Source organism: Nocardia sp. NPDC088792, assembly GCF_044750615.1.
Taxonomy (GTDB): domain Bacteria; phylum Actinomycetota; class Actinomycetes; order Mycobacteriales; family Mycobacteriaceae; genus Nocardia.
On sequence record NZ_JBIVKC010000005.1, the window covers coordinates 1 to 14,484 of the forward strand.

Annotated in this window: 12 protein-coding genes and 1 pseudogene; 7 read left to right on the forward strand and 6 right to left on the reverse strand. The window is 65.9% G+C overall.

Annotated elements, in window-relative coordinates; translation table 11 throughout:
• The 4 genes and pseudogenes from ACIP5Y_RS32205 to ACIP5Y_RS32220 form a co-directional block, all read right to left on the reverse strand.
• Nucleotides 1–158 (reverse strand): annotated as a pseudogene (locus ACIP5Y_RS32205) (mammalian cell entry protein); the annotation flags it as partial.
• Complete coding sequence (locus tag ACIP5Y_RS32210; protein WP_400355896.1) at nucleotides 155–1,651, reverse strand: MlaD family protein; 1,497 nt, start codon at nucleotides 1,649–1,651, stop codon at nucleotides 155–157. The pseudogene ACIP5Y_RS32205 and the gene ACIP5Y_RS32210, both read right to left, overlap by 4 nt.
• Before the next feature lie 10 nt (nucleotides 1,652–1,661).
• Nucleotides 1,662–2,525 carry an MlaE family ABC transporter permease gene (locus ACIP5Y_RS32215; RefSeq protein WP_400355898.1) on the reverse strand — a complete coding sequence of 288 codons (864 nt, stop codon included), beginning with the start codon at nucleotides 2,523–2,525 and terminating at the stop codon, nucleotides 1,662–1,664.
• 3 nt (nucleotides 2,526–2,528) lie between these two features.
• Nucleotides 2,529–3,392: an MlaE family ABC transporter permease gene (locus tag ACIP5Y_RS32220; protein ID WP_400356911.1), complete on the reverse strand. Its 864-nt coding sequence runs from the start codon at nucleotides 3,390–3,392 to the stop codon at nucleotides 2,529–2,531.
• 471 nt (nucleotides 3,393–3,863) lie between these two features.
• Between ACIP5Y_RS32220 and ACIP5Y_RS32225 the strand changes: the two genes are divergently transcribed.
• Complete coding sequence (locus ACIP5Y_RS32225; protein WP_400355899.1) at nucleotides 3,864–4,526, forward strand: serine protease; 663 nt, start codon at nucleotides 3,864–3,866, stop codon at nucleotides 4,524–4,526.
• Nucleotides 4,527–4,609: 83 nt separating this feature from the next.
• Here ACIP5Y_RS32225 and ACIP5Y_RS32230 read toward each other — a convergent pair whose 3' ends face one another.
• Nucleotides 4,610–5,248 (reverse strand): hypothetical protein, encoded by a 639-nt coding sequence (locus ACIP5Y_RS32230; RefSeq protein WP_400355901.1) that lies wholly within the window; start codon nucleotides 5,246–5,248, stop codon nucleotides 4,610–4,612.
• 116 nt (nucleotides 5,249–5,364) lie between these two features.
• Here ACIP5Y_RS32230 and ACIP5Y_RS32235 point away from each other — a divergent pair, with 116 nt between their 5' ends.
• From ACIP5Y_RS32235 to ACIP5Y_RS32260, 6 genes are all read left to right on the forward strand, one after another.
• The gene (locus tag ACIP5Y_RS32235; RefSeq protein WP_400355902.1) at nucleotides 5,365–6,681 is read left to right on the forward strand and encodes a cytochrome P450; all 1,317 of its coding nucleotides are present in this window, start codon (nucleotides 5,365–5,367) and stop codon (nucleotides 6,679–6,681) included.
• A 410-nt stretch (nucleotides 6,682–7,091) separates the two neighbouring features.
• Complete coding sequence (locus ACIP5Y_RS32240; protein WP_400355903.1) at nucleotides 7,092–7,994, forward strand: Ig-like domain-containing protein; 903 nt, start codon at nucleotides 7,092–7,094, stop codon at nucleotides 7,992–7,994.
• 176 nt (nucleotides 7,995–8,170) lie between these two features.
• Entirely contained in the window at nucleotides 8,171–9,100 is a 930-nt protein-coding gene (locus ACIP5Y_RS32245; protein ID WP_400355905.1) for a carbohydrate ABC transporter permease, read from the forward strand.
• Nucleotides 9,101–9,153: 53 nt separating this feature from the next.
• Complete coding sequence (locus ACIP5Y_RS32250) at nucleotides 9,154–9,945, forward strand: carbohydrate ABC transporter permease (protein ID WP_400356912.1); 792 nt, start codon at nucleotides 9,154–9,156, stop codon at nucleotides 9,943–9,945.
• 34 nt (nucleotides 9,946–9,979) lie between these two features.
• On the forward strand, nucleotides 9,980–11,296 hold the full coding sequence (locus ACIP5Y_RS32255; RefSeq protein WP_400356913.1) for an ABC transporter substrate-binding protein: 1,317 nt from the start codon (nucleotides 9,980–9,982) through the stop codon (nucleotides 11,294–11,296).
• A gap of 46 nt (nucleotides 11,297–11,342) precedes the next feature.
• Nucleotides 11,343–12,422 (forward strand): ABC transporter ATP-binding protein, encoded by a 1,080-nt coding sequence (locus ACIP5Y_RS32260; RefSeq protein ID WP_400355907.1) that lies wholly within the window; start codon nucleotides 11,343–11,345, stop codon nucleotides 12,420–12,422.
• 52 nt (nucleotides 12,423–12,474) lie between these two features.
• Here the strand turns inward: ACIP5Y_RS32260 and ACIP5Y_RS32265 are convergent, their stop codons facing one another.
• Nucleotides 12,475–14,457: a M13 family metallopeptidase gene (locus tag ACIP5Y_RS32265; RefSeq protein ID WP_400355909.1), complete on the reverse strand. Its 1,983-nt coding sequence runs from the start codon at nucleotides 14,455–14,457 to the stop codon at nucleotides 12,475–12,477.
• Nucleotides 14,458–14,484 lie beyond the last annotated feature (27 nt).

Consider the following 14,484-nt stretch of genomic DNA (forward strand, 5'->3'; position numbering starts at 1 on the left):
TCGCCCACACGCAGGCCGAGCACATCGGTGAAGGTCGCCGAGTAAGTGTCGGTACTGCCACTCACGGTGCGCGCCAACGTGTTCCAGATGACCGCGGTCACCAGAATCGACACGATGGCGAAGAGGCTGAAGCCGATCAGCGGCTTGCGAATACTCACTTACCCGCCCCGCTTTCGGACACGGTCAACGTTCCACCCCTCAGAATCGAGCTCAGCAGCAGGTATTCGGCCGCGGTGGGACGCCGGCCGAGCAGGGCGGTGATGGCGTCATCGCCGGCATAGGCGATCGCTCCGGCCTGCGGTGCGGCGCCGGGCTGCGGGGCCGGCTGGCTTGCCGGCGCGGCGGGAACGGCGGGTGCGGCAGGTGCGCCGGGCAGGCCCGGGATGTTCAGGTTCGGGAACAGGCCCTCCAGCGGGGTGCCCGCGAAGGGGTTGCCCGGCTGCGGGTTCTGGCCCGGCTGCGTGATATCGGTATTGAGGCCCGGAATGCTGGGGAAGCCCGGCGGCGGCGGGCTCTTCGGCAGGCCGGCGGCCGAGTCGAGCGCCTTGGGGCGCAACGACTCCGGCAGCGTGCCCGGATCCGAGACCAGCGGCGCGGTGCCGCAGCTGGGCGCGGCGAGGTCGCCGTAGCGCGGGCAGTCGTCACGTGTGTACGGCTTGTACGGCGTGAAGGTGATGCCCATGTTCCAGATCATCTGGCGCTGCGGTCCCCAGTGGAACGTGGTGTTCAGCTTGCGGACCGAGTCGTTCAGGTTGGAGATGGCCTGTGGGATGGCATCCGGGTTGCTGGCCAGCGCGCCGAACAGGGCGCTGGTGCCGACGGTGACGTCCTTGCCCACGTTGGGGTTCCGGGCGAACAGCGCGTTGACCTTGTCGACGGTGCCGGAGGCGCCGGTGATGAGCGAGATCAGCTCGGCCCGGCGATCGGAGATGGTCTGCGCGGTCTTCACCGATTCCTGCAGCACGTCCATGAGTTCCGGCGCGGACTGGTTGAGCGCGTGGAAGGAGGTGGAGAAGTCGTCGAGGAAGCCGCCCAGATCCGGCACCGAGGCGCGGGTCTGCTGCAGCCAGTTGTCGATTCGCTCGATGCTGGAGCCGGGCATGCGGCCGCTGCCGTCGAGGGCGTAGGACAGGGTGCCGAGCACCCGGCCGAACTGCACCGGATCGATCTTGCCGAGGATATTGCGCACCGTGGTGAGCGTGTCCTGCAGGGCGATGGTGCCCTCGGACTTGTCCTCGGAGATCTGCGAACCCTCCTTCAGGTGCGTGGCGTCCGAACCGTTGTAGACGAGTTCGACCGAGGTGACCGCGAACAGGTTGGACGGCACCACCCGGGCGGTGACATTGGCCGGGATGCCGGTCACGAATTCGGGCTTCATCTCGATGTGAACCTCTTGCAGTTCACCCTGATTCGCGACCGAGACATCCTTCACCGCACCCACCAGCACGCCGCGGAACTTCACGTCCGCGTCGGCGGGCAGGCCGTCACCGGTGGTGGTGAGGTTGGCGGTGACATTGACCTTCGGTACGAGATAGCCCTTGTACCGCGCCATCAGGAAACCCAGGATGAGGGCGAACACCACGAGGCCCGCGACGCCCGCGAGCAGCAGTTGCCGCATGGTCGGGCCGCGCCCGCTCGGATCGATGATCATTTCGCGCCCCCTATCCCGAGATGCGGATTCCGGGGTTGACGCCCCAGATGGCCAAGGTCATGAAGAGGTCCGCGAAGACGACCGCGATGATGCAGAGCTTGATGGCGCGACCGGCCGCGACACCCACGCCCTCCGGGCCGCCCGAGGCGAAAAACCCGTAGTAGCACTGGATGAACGTGGTGATCGCGACGAAGATGATCGCCTTCAGCAGTGAGTACAGCACATCGTGAGGTATCAGGAACTCATAGAAGTAGTGCTGGAAGGTGCCTGTCGCGGTACCGCCGACCAGCGTCACCGTCAGCGAGCACGCGATGTACGCGAACGGCAGCGCCAGGCAGTACAGCGGCACGATGGCGATCATGGCCGCCATCATGCGGGTGCTCACCAGGTACGGAAGCGGCCGGATGGCAACCGATTCCAGCGCGTCGATCTCCTCGGAGATGCGCATGGCGCCCAGCTGGGCGGTGAACCGGCAGCCGGCCTGCGCCGCGAAGGCGACCGTGGCCAGCATGGGCCCGAGTTCCCGGGTGGTGGCGAAGGCGGAGATGGCGCCGGTCAGCGGCGCCAGGCCGAGCAGGTTGAGCGAGGTGTAGCCCTGGATGCCGACCGTCATACCGCCGAACGCGGACAGGATCAGCACGATGCCGATGGTGCCGCCACCGACGACGAGATTGCCGTTGCCCCAGGTGACGTCGGACAGCAGGCGCCAGACTTCCTTGGGGTAGTGCTTGAACGCCATCGGCATGGAGCCGATCGAGCGCAGGAAGAAGAAGACCTGATGGCCGATGCGGGCCAGCCAGTCCCGGGGCGCGGTGGCCGCGCCCCGGAGACGCTGGAACGGCCGCAGCAGCGGGGGAACATAAGTTGCAGACACGTCTCAGACCACCTGCGGGGGGAACAGGGAGTTGTAGATCTGGGTGAGGGCCAGATTGGTGCCGAAGAGCATGACGGCCGACATGACCACCGCGGTGTTGACCGCGTTCGCCACGCCGCCCGGCCCGCCGCGGGCATTGAGCCCCGCGTCGCAGGCGATGATGGCGGCCAGCAGTCCGAAGATGAGCGACTTCAGCAGCGCCACAAAGAGATCGAGGGTTACCGCGAATGAGGAGAAGGTGCCGATATAGGAGCCCGGCGTGCCGTTCTGCGCGAAGATATTGAAGATGTAGCCGGTCAGAAAGCCGACGAAAACCACGAAGCCGCAGAGGAGTACGGAGACCAGCATGGCGGCGCCGAGACGCGGGGCGACCAGCCGTCGCATGGGGTCGACGCCCATCACCTTCATGGCGTCGATCTCCTCGCGGATGGTGCGGGAGCCGAGGTCGGCGCAGATGGCGGAGCCGACCGCGCCGGCGATCATGAGGGAGGTGACCAGGGGCGCGCCCTGCTGGATGATGCCGAGCCCGTTGGCGGCGCCGATGAACGAGGTGGCGCCCACCTGTCCGGCGACCGAGCCGACCTGAATGGAGACGATGACGCCGATCGGAATGGCGACCAGCAGGGTGGGGGCGGCGGCGACATTGGCCATGAAGGCGCACTGCCGCACGAACTCTTTGAAGGGGAAACGCCTGCGGAAGATGGCGATGAAGAGTTCGGCCACCGCGGCCACACCCATGGTGATCATGCGGCCGCCGGTTTCCAGCGATGCCTGGGGGTGATCCCGCCAGTAGCCCTTTGCCCAATCCAGGGCGAGATTCGCCCGTGATTCGGTTGGGCTCCCCTGCCCATCCAGGCTCTTGCTCAACTGCACTGGCTACCCCTCTCGACGCCGGAGTTACCCGCCTCCGACGACTGTTTGCTTGACGCACCCTACTACGGAGTTAGAAAAAACACATCACCGATTGTGGTTCCCGTCATAGACCCGGATCACTTTCGGCGTACCGCTGTGAACAGCCACATCAGAGTTGGTTTCTCGCCCAAAGAACCAGGCAGTTATCTAGAACTTGTTCTAGTTTGATACTTTCCGCCGCAACTTCAGAACTTCTGAAGACCTTCTAGGTAAGAATTAATCGGATTGAATTTATCGGAAATCGATACCCGATGCCTATTGATCCGATAACTACATCCAACTAGCTAACCGACGCTTCGCGGTGCAGGACACGGCTCGGCAACATGTGGCAGTACAACCGTCGACCTGGCCCGAATACTGACAGGATGAGGGCAGGATGAGGGCAGTCACGTTCGATTCGCGAGCGCTTCCGACGTCTGGAGGGTCATGATCAGGAAATTCGCCGGGGTGGTCGGTGTTTTCGCCGTCCTGAGCACAGCGCTGCTCGGCGCCGGAACCGCGAACGCCGACCCCGCTCCGGCCGTCATCGGCGGCGGTTCCGGGATCATCATCGATGACATGTTCGAATGCACCGTCACCACAGTCGGATACGACGGCGCCGGCCGGCTGGTCGGCCTCACCGCCGGGCACTGTGGCGATCCGGGCGCCAAGGTATGGGCCGAAAAGGACCGCGGCGCAGGGCAGATCGGCACCTTCGTGTACTCCGACCACGACCTGGACTACGCGATCATCCAGTTCGATCCGGGCCGCATCATTCCGGTCAACCACATCGGGAACGTGACGATCACCGGACTGGGCGGCCCGCCCGGATTCCCGATGATCGTCTGCAAGGAAGGCCGCACCACCGGCAATACCTGCGGCATCTCCTGGGGCGACGTCTTCGACACCAGTGTGGAGACCTGGAGCCAGATGTGCGTCGTCGAAGGTGACTCCGGCGCACCGGTTGTCGTGGGCACCACGCTCGTCGGCATGGTGAACGCCTACCTGGCCGTGGCCTGCTTCGGCCCCGAGGTCGGCACCAATATGTCGTCGATCATGAACGACATCAACAATCGCGGCAGTATCGGCGCGGGCTACCGCCCGATCTGATCGGCGAAAGACACAGGAGGAGGCGGTGATCCGGGATCACCGCCTCCTTCTTTGTGTGCGAGCTACAAGTTCTCGTCCGCGAGCTACAAGGCCCCGACGCAGACGACCGTCCTGCGGTCCCGGTACACATAGCCGCTGTCGCCGACGGTGCAATCGTCGAGGCTGATGCTGTTGGGCAGGATCGCGAGCACATGCACGCCGTCGGTGACGCCGGGCGTGCCGCAGGGGATGCGGTGCGGATCGTCACCGCCGACATCGAAGCAGTCGCCGACCACCCAGTCGACATCGAGACACAGTGCGCCCGTTTCGAGGCCGTTGACGGTCTCGTAGTAGGCCTGGTCGACATCCTTGGGGCACTGGGTGTTCGAGGGCGCCTTGCCGATCACCTTGTAATTGGCGTCCTGACTGCCGCAGGGTTCCTTGGCGATGGTGGCGTTGTCCGTGGTGCCGCCGAGCTTCACGCAGTCACCGACGCTCGCCTGGAAGTCGGTGTTGCCGCCCTTGTCGGCGCGGGCGGTGGTGGTGGGCGCGGCCGGCGCGCCGGGGGTGGTGGTGCTGCCGGGGCCCGTCTTGCCCGGCGGCTTACCGGGATTCCCGGAGACGGCCTGCGGGGTGCCGGAGATGGTGGAGCCGCAGCCGGTGAGCGCCGCGGCGCCCGCGAGCAACAGGACGGCGGAGATCGCGGGCAGCGCGATCCGAGCGGTGAGCTGCCTACGCAACACGGGCAATCCTCGCCTCAACTGATGGAAACCGCACAATTCGGACTTGCTCCCCATGGTTACACGACCTGCGGGGCGCGTATCGAACCGGGCCGTCGGTGCATGTCGTATAAAGCAGTATGGGCACCGGCGGGCTCGATCTGGAGCACTACTTCCGCTGGCGGCGGGCACGCGACGGCGATCCGTTCCGCATCCGATTCCCGGGACTCGGCACCTGCGTCTGCACCGGCACCCCGGCGGGCGCACGAGAACTCTTCCGCGCGCCGATCGACCTGCTCGCGCCGCCGCTGCCCAACCCCATCGAGCCCATGGTGGGCGCGGCCTCGCTGATCCTCGCCCGGCCGGAGAAGCATCGACCGGAACGGGCGCTGCTCGCCCCCGCCTTCCACCACACCCGGATCGCGCACTACGGCACCGTGATCCGCGACGTGACCCGGGCCGAGTTGAACGGCGACCGCACCGGACAGGCGTGGCGGCCCGGAGCACGGGTGGATGCGCGCGCCGCGGCGCGCGCCATGACGCTGCGGGTGATCCTGGCCGCGGTATTCGGCATCGACGATGCACGGCGACAGGCCGAATACACCGTCGCCACAATGGATTTCGTCACTTCGTTCAGTGGAGTGCTGATGCTGGCGCCGGCGCTGCGGCGCAATCTACTCGGATTGTCCGGGTGGGAGCGGTTCCGCGCGGCGCGGGATCGGCTCGACGCACTCATCGACGCCGATATCGCGCGGCGGCGGGCCGGCAGCGGCCAGGCCGGCCACGATGGCTCGGATGTGCTGGCGTTATTGCTGGCTACCCGCTACGCGGACGGGACCGCGATGACCGATACGGAGCTGCGCGAGCAGGTGCGCACCCTGCTGGTGGCCGGGCACGAGACGACGGCCACCGCCCTGGTCTGGGCGTTGTACCGGCTGCATCGCGAACCGGCGACGCTGGCGCGGTTGCGTACGGAATTGGCCGCGGCCGGAACGGATCTCGATCCGGGCGAACTGGCCGAACTGCCCTATCTGGATGCGGTCTGCCAGGAGACGCTGCGCCTGCATCCGCCGGTGCCGATCGTATTGCGCAGGCTCACCGGTGATTTCACGCTGCGGGGCACGGCGCTGGTGACCGGGGACACCATGGGGCTGATTGTGCCGCTGCTGCACTCCGATGCGACAGTGTGGGAGGCGCCGCGGTTGTTCCGGCCCGAGCGTTTCCTCGAACGGCACTACAGCCCATTCGAATTCGCGCCCTTCGGGGGCGGGCACCGGCGGTGTATCGGGGCGGCGCTGGCGGAGTACGAAATGCGCATCGTGCTGGCGACGGTGCTGAATACGGTGCGGCTACGGCTGTCTCCGCGTTTCGCGCGCGGGCGGGTGCCGTGGACGGTGCCACACAACATCGCGACCGGTCCGCACGCCGCGATAACATTCGAGGTCGCCGCGTCCTGACCAGGTGGTCGCCGAATTCCGATGGGGCGCAACATCGCTGCGACTCCAGTGATTTCGATCACAACCAGGTTTGCGGAAGCGACCGCTCCACAACCGGGCGCACGCCCGCCGGCGCCGGGGAATCGCCGGTGTCATCGGCGCATTCGCGCCATCCTGGACGGCCGTACCAATCAATGTGACCTGTTCCACACCAGGAAGTTGGTATGCATAACTGGCAGAACACGATTGGACTACCGCGCCTCGCGCGGTAGTAATGGATGCTGGTTACAACTGATTTCGCAAGTTCCGGGTAACTCGTGGGGTACGCCCAAAATCGGGTTGCTCGCCAAACCACCGCCGCGTACGCAACTGTCCACGGCTCTCAGCCGTGCGCTGAAGTCACGGAGAGGCGGTACAGAGAGGACCAAGCTGTGCGAGTTACCCGGTACCGGAGAACGGGACTGATCGCCCTCGCTGCCATCGCGGCGACCGGAGCCGTGGTGGCCGGACCGGCCGCAGCCGCACCGCTATGGCCGGGCGGGCCGGATATCCCGGGCGTGCCCTCCGCCGTCATGCCGCAGCCCGCACCGGGTTCGCTGCCCACCGATCCGAACGCCAAGTCGCCCGTGCCGCCGGCGAACTTCGCCGCCCCCAACATCACCCCCGGTGACGGTGACACCGTCGGCGTGGCCATGCCGGTCATCATCAACTTCAAGGACCCGGTGACGGATCACGCCACCGCCGAGAAGGCCATCCGCATCACTTCCACCAACAAGGTGGACGGCCACTTCTACTGGCTGAGCGACAAGCAGGTGCGCTGGCGGCCCGAGCAGTTCTGGCCGGCCGGGACCGACGTGACCGTCTCCGCGGGCGGCACGGACGTCGCCTACCACATCGGCGACGCCCTCGTGGCCACCGCCGACGACGCCACCGAGACCATCACCGTCACCCGCAACGGTGACGTCGTGAAGACCATGCCCACCTCCATGGGCAAGGCGGGGCACGAGACCCCGAACGGGACCTACATCATCAGCGAGATGAATCGCAAGATGATCATGGATTCCGCCACCTACGGTGTGCCCAGCACCGCCGCCGAGGGGTACCGGCTCGAGGTCGAGTACGCGAGCCGCATGGCCAACAACGGCATCTTCCTGCACGCCGCACCGTGGAGTGTTGCGCAGCAGGGTGTTTCGGACACCTCGCACGGGTGCTTGAACGTCTCCACGGAGAACGCCAAGTGGTACTTCGAGAACGCCAAGAAGGGCGACCCGGTCATCGTGAAGAACACCAACGGCGGCACCTTCACCGGTGACGGCTGGAGCGACTGGAACTGACGTTCCACACAGACGGACAAGGGGCCCCGCCGGATGGCGGGGCCCCTTGTTGTTGATCTGACGTTCATCCGTTTCATGCTCGAAAGCGGTTACTCAATCGTATTATTCGCCGCATGTCCGCATTGTCGGTATCCCTGATTAACCGGCTATTTGCCAAAGATCGCGACAGTGCGCGGGTGCGATCACACCCCGAACGAGTCCTGCCACAGCCCAGAGGGCGTGGCCGGCGCAGCCGACCATGGCAGGACTATGCGCTGTTCGCCGTGCTCGTCGCACCCAACCTGATCCTGCTGGGACTGTTCGTCTACCGGCCGCTGATCGACAACGTCCGGCTGTCCTTCACCGACTGGAACCTCTCCGCGACCAGCCTGAGCTGGGTCGGTTTCGACAACTACACGGAGTGGTTCCGCCGCGACGACTCCTGGCAGATCGTCGGCAATACCGTGATCTTCACGGTCGCCGCCGTCCTCGGCAGCATGGTGCTGGGACTGGGGCTGGCCCTGCTGCTGGATCGCAAACTGCTCGGGCGCAATATCGTCCGGTCCGCCATCTTCGCGCCCTACGTCATCTCCGGAGCGGCCATCGGCGTGGGCTTCCAGTTCATCTTCGACCCCGGCTTCGGGCTGATCCCGGACCTGTTGCAGAAGCTGGGAATTCACTCACCCGACTTCGTGCAGAACCCGCACTGGGCGCTGTTCATGATCACGGTCACCTACATCTGGAAGAACCTGGGCTACAGCTTCGTCATCTACCTGGCGGCGCTGCAAGGAGTCCGGGCCGACCTGATGGAGGCCGCCGAGATCGACGGCGCGAGCCGCTGGACCACCTTCAGCCGGGTGCTGCTGCCGCAATTGCGGCCCACCACCTACTTCCTGTCGATCACCGTGCTGCTCAACTCGTTGCAGGTCTTCGACCTCATCAATGTGATGACCCGCGGCGGGCCGATCGGCACCGGCACCACCACCATGATCTATCAGGTCTATCGCGAGTCCTGGGTCAACCAGCGCGCCGGATACGGGGCGGCCGTCGCCACCATCATGTTCCTGGCGCTGCTGATCGTGACCGTGGTGCAGGTACGCATGATGGACCGAGGAGACGAGAAGTGAACCGGCTCAACGACAATCGGGACCTGTGGGCGAAGGTCTTCGGCTACGCCGCCATGCTGTGCGTGCTGATCATCGTCGGCGTCCCGCTGTACTACATCCTCACGCGCTCGTTCATGGCGCACTCCGAGGTCTACACCCAGCCCGTCACCTACTGGCCGAAACATTGGCTCGCCTCGAACTATCACGACGCCACCACCACACTGCCGTTCTGGCAGTTCCTGCGGAACTCGATCATCGTCACCGGCATCGTGTCCGCCGTGAAGTTCGTGCTCGGCGTGTTCAGCGCCTACGGGCTGGTGTTCCTGCGCTTCCCGGGCAAGAACATCGTGTTCCTGGTGATCATCGCGGCGCTCATGGTGCCCAACCAGATCACCATCATCTCCAACTACGCCCTCATCGCCCAGCTGGGCTGGCGGAACACCTTCCAGGGCATCATCATTCCGCTCTGCGGCGTCGCCTTCGGCACCTTCCTCATGCGCAATCACTTCCTGTCGCTGCCCGGTGAAGTGATCGAGGCCGCGCGCATGGACGGCGCCGGCTGGTGGCGGCTGCTCACCCGGGTGGTGCTGCCCATGTCCGGACCGACCATGGTGGCGTTCGCCGTGGTGACGCTGGTCAACGAGTGGAACGAATACCTGTGGCCGTTCCTCATGGCCGACGACGCGCGCGTCGCGACCCTGCCGGTCGGCCTGACCCTGTTGCAGAACACCGAGAACCCCAGCGTCACCAACTGGGGGCCGGTCATGGCCGGCGTCGTGCTGACCATGCTGCCCATCCTCATCGTCTTCCTCGCGCTGCAGCGCCAAATGATCAAGGGCCTCACCTCCGGTGCGGTCAAGGGTTAAGTCCCAGAAGGAGATTCCTGTGCCCGAATCACGTCTGCCCGCATTGTCCCGACGCGGGTTCCTAGGCCTCGCCGGCGCGGCCGCGGGCGCGGTCGCGCTGACCGCCTGCGCCGGTACCGGCGGCGGCGGTACGCAGGGTGGCGACTCGAAGACCATTACCTTCTGGTCCAATCACCCCGGTACCTCGAAGGATCAGGAAAACGAGCTGATCAAGCGCTTCGAAGCCAAGTACCCGGACCTGAAGGTCGACCTGGTCGACGCGGGCAAGAACTACGAGGAGGTCGCGACCAAGTTCAACGCGGCGCTCACCGGCGGCGAGCTGCCGGACGTGGTGATCCTGTCCGACGTCTGGTGGTTCAACTACGCGCTCAACGGCGCCATCGAACCGCTGGACAGCCACTTCTCGGCCGCGGGCGTGAACGTGTCCGACTACGTGGACACCTTCGTCGGCGACTACAAGTTCAACGGCAAGACCTGGGCGCTGCCGTACGCGCGCTCGACGCAGATCTTCTACTACAACAAGGACGTCTGGGCCAAGGCCGGGCTGCCCGACCGCACCCCGGACAGCTGGGCCGAATTCGACGAGTGGGGCCCGAAGATCCAGAGCGTGCTCGGCGGCGGTAAGTGGGCGCACGGCTGGGGCGACGCCAAGAACTACCTGGCCTGGACCTTCCAGGGACCGATCTGGACCTTCGGCGGCGCCTACTCCGACGAATGGAAGCTGAAGTTCGACGATCCCGCCACCCTCGCCGCCGGCAACTACCTGCGCGACTCCATGAACACCAAGAAGTACGCCAGCATCCGCCCCACCTACGCGGTGGACTTCGGCAACGGCATCATCGCCTCCGCCATCGGCTCCACCGGCGATCTGAAGGCCATCGACACCAGCTCCGCGGGCAAGGTGGAGTTCGGCACCGGCTTCCTGCCGCACCCGAACGGACTGGCGGGCTGCACCACCGGCGGTGCGGGCCTGGCGATTCCGTCGCGGATCAGCGACGCCCGCAAGGAGAACGCGCTGAAGTTCATCGACTTCATCACCGATACCACCAATACGGCGTACTTCTCGCAGGCCACCGGGTACGTGCCGGTGCGCAAGTCGGCGGCGCAGGAACCCGGCATGGTGGACTTCCTGGCCAAGAACCCGCACTTCAAGACCGCCATCGACCAGCTGCCGCTGACCAAGCCGCAGAACTACGCGCGCGTCTTCGTACCCGGCGGCGATCAGATCATCGGCACCGGCCTCGAGCAGATGGGCCTGCAGAACCGGGATACGGCAGCCACTTTCGCCGATATCGGCAAGCAGCTGCAGACCATCATCGACCGGCAGATCACGCCCAAACTGCCCAAGTAATCAGCAACCGCCTGACAGGTGGTGAGACACAAGGAGATCCGCCGGCATGGCGACTGTGCAGTTCGAGGGTGTTTCCCTCACCTATCCGGGTACGCCCGGCCCCGCGGTGGACGACCTGAACATCGAGATCGCCGACGGCGAATTCCTGGTGCTGGTCGGCCCTTCGGGCTGTGGCAAATCCACCAGTCTGCGCATGCTGGCGGGCCTCGAAGCGGTGACCGGCGGCCACATCCGCATCGGCGGGCAGGACGTGACCGGCCTGCCGCCGCGGGCCCGCGATGTGGCCATGGTCTTCCAGAGCTACGCGCTCTACCCGAACATGACCGTGGCCGCGAACATGGGCTTCGCACTGCGTAATGCGGGAATGAGCAAGGCGGACACCCGCATCCGGGTCGAGGAGGCCGCCGCCATGCTGGAACTCGAAGACCTCCTCGACCGCAAGCCCGCGAAACTGTCCGGCGGGCAACGCCAGCGCGTCGCGATGGGCCGCGCCATCGTGCGCCGGCCCCAGGTCTTCTGCATGGACGAACCGCTGTCCAACCTGGACGCCAAACTCCGGGTCAGCACCCGCTCGCAGATCGCGGCCCTGCAGAAACGCCTCGGTACCACCACGGTCTACGTCACCCACGACCAGGTCGAGGCCATGACCATGGGCCACCGGGTAGCCGTGATGAAAGACGGCAGACTGCAACAGATCGCGGCCCCGCGCGAGCTCTACGACAACCCGGTCAACACCTTCGTCGCGGGCTTCATCGGCTCACCGGGCATGAACCTGCTGACCGCGCCGGTCCAGGACGGGCAGGCGGTCCTGAACGAGCTGCGAATCCCCTTGCCGCGCACCGTCACCGGCAAGAACGTGATCATCGGCATCCGCCCGGAATCCTGGGAGGTCGCCGCCGGCGGCGAGAACGCCCTCACCGTCGAGGTCGAACTGCTGGAAGAACTCGGCTCCGAATCCTTCCTCTACTCCCACGGCGTCACCGCCGAATGGTCCAGCCGCTCCGGCCGCGTCGTCGCCCGGGTCGACCGCCGCTTCCGCGTCGCCCTCGGCGACCGCCTGTCCCTGACTCCCAAGCAGGACGAACTGTTCTTCTTCGACGCGGATACCGAAGAGCGCATCTCTTGACGGGCTCGTGCCCCCGTCCGCGGACGGGGGCACGAGATTCCAGCGCGGGGGGCTACCAGATCTTCACGCGCTCCGCCGGGTCGAGGTAGAGGGCGTCGCCTTGTTTCACGTTGAACGCTTCGTGGAAGGTGTCCAGGTTGCGGACCACGCCGTTGCAGCGGAACTCGGGCGGGGAGTGCGGGTCCACGGCGAGACGGCGGATGGCCTCCTCGGCGCGGGCCTTGGTGCGCCAGACCTGGGCCCAGCCGAAGAAGACGCGCTGCAGGCCGGTGAGGTCGTCGAGGACGGGGGAGTCCTTGCCCTCCAGGGCGATCTTGTAGGCCTCCAGGGCGATGGTGAGGCCACCCAGATCGCCGATGTTCTCGCCGATGGTGAACTCGCCGTTGACCTTGTGGTCTTCGGAGAGATCCTTCGGGGTGAACTGGTTGTACTGGGCGATGAGGGCCTTGGTGCGCTTGCCGAATTCGGTGCGGTCCGATTCGGTCCACCAGTCGATCATGTTGCCGTCGCCGTCGTACTTCGAGCCCTGATCGTCGAAGCCGTGACCGATCTCGTGGCCGATGACCGCGCCGATGCCGCCGTAATTGGCGGCGTCGTCGGCGTTCATGTCGAAGAACGGGGGCTGCAGAATGGCCGCGGGGAAGACGATCTCGTTCATGCCCGGGTTGTAATAGGCGTTCACCGTCTGCGGGGTCATGAACCACTCGCCGCGGTCCACCGCGCCGCCCAGCTTGTTCAGATCGCGATCGTGATCGGCCGCATAGCCGCTGCGGTAATTGCCGACCAGGTCGGCCGGGTCGACCGTGATCGCGGAGTAGTCACGCCACTCGTCCGGGTAGCCGATCTTCGGGGTGAACTTCTCCAGCTTGGCCAGGGCCGCCTGCCGGGTATCCGGACCCATCCACTCCAGCTGGGAGATATTGCGGCGGTACGCCTCCTGCAGGTTGGCCACCAGGTCGACCATGCGGGCCTTGGCCTCCGGCGGGAAGTGCCGGGCCACATACAGTTTGCCGACCGCCTCACCGAGCAGGTCCTGCACCAGGGACACGCCACGCTTCCAGCGCTCCCGGTTCTCCTGCGCGCCGGTGAGGGTGCGGCCGTAGAAGTCGAAGTTCTGCTCCACCAGGTCGGCGGTCAGGTAGGAGGCGCGGGCCTTCACGACACGCCAAGCCGCCCAGGCCTTCCAGTCATCCAAGGACTCCGACGCCCACAACTGGGCGAAGGTGCGCAGGTAATCCGGCTGGCGCACCACCAGTTCGGCGAACAACTCCGCGCCGGAACGATCCACGCCCGCGGCCAGCGCCGAAGTCCACGCGGCCCAGTCGAATTCGGGGTTCTCGGTGGTCAGCGCGTCGAAGGTGGTGAGGTTGTAGCTCAACTCGGCATCACGGCGGCGCACCACATCCCAGTGCCCTGCGGCCAGCTTGGCCTCCAGGTCGAAGACGCGCTGCGCGTCGTAGTCCAGACCGGCCAGTTCGAACATGCGGCGGGTGTGCGCAACGTACTTCGCGCGGATCTCCGCGTACTCGTCCTTGTGGTAGTAGGACTCGTCGGGCAAGCCGATCCCGGACTGGGAGACGTGCACCAGGTAGCGCTCGGAGTTCTTGTCGTCTGTGTCGACATAGAAGGACACCGCGCCACCCACGCCGGTGCGCTGCAGGCGGCCGATGAGCGCCGCGAACTCGGAGCGGTCCGAGACGGCGGCGACGGCGGCCAGTTCCTCGGCGATCGGGGTCAGACCGGCCGCCGCGACGGCGGCCTCGTCCATGAAGCTGTTGTAGAGGTCGCCGATCTTGCGCTCTTCGGTGCCGGGCGCGGCATCGGCGGCGGAAGCGTCCTGGATGATCTGCTGGACATCCTTCTCGGCCTGGTCGTACAGCGTGCGGAAGGCGCCGTCGACCGCGCGATCGGCCGGTATCTCGTGAGTGTCCAGCCATTTGCCGTTGACGTGCGCGAACAGGTCATCCTGCACACGGACAGCCTGATCTACGAAGGACAGGTCGATACCGGAGGGTGCGTTCAACTGCGAAGTCACGATCTCCAGTATGCCGATTTCGGACGA

Bases quoted from the DNA above. Each gene is read 5' to 3' on its own strand.
- ACIP5Y_RS32225 (WP_400355899.1), top strand. From the start codon at position 3,864: ATGATCAGGAAATTCGCCGGGGTGGTCGGTGTTTTCGCCGTCCTGAGC.
- ACIP5Y_RS32235 (WP_400355902.1), top strand. From the start codon at position 5,365: ATGGGCACCGGCGGGCTCGATCTGGAGCACTACTTCCGCTGGCGGCGG.
- ACIP5Y_RS32250 (WP_400356912.1), top strand. From the start codon at position 9,154: ATGCTGTGCGTGCTGATCATCGTCGGCGTCCCGCTGTACTACATCCTC.
- ACIP5Y_RS32210 (WP_400355896.1), bottom strand. From the start codon at position 1,651: ATGATCATCGATCCGAGCGGGCGCGGCCCGACCATGCGGCAACTGCTG.
- ACIP5Y_RS32260 (WP_400355907.1), top strand. From the start codon at position 11,343: ATGGCGACTGTGCAGTTCGAGGGTGTTTCCCTCACCTATCCGGGTACG.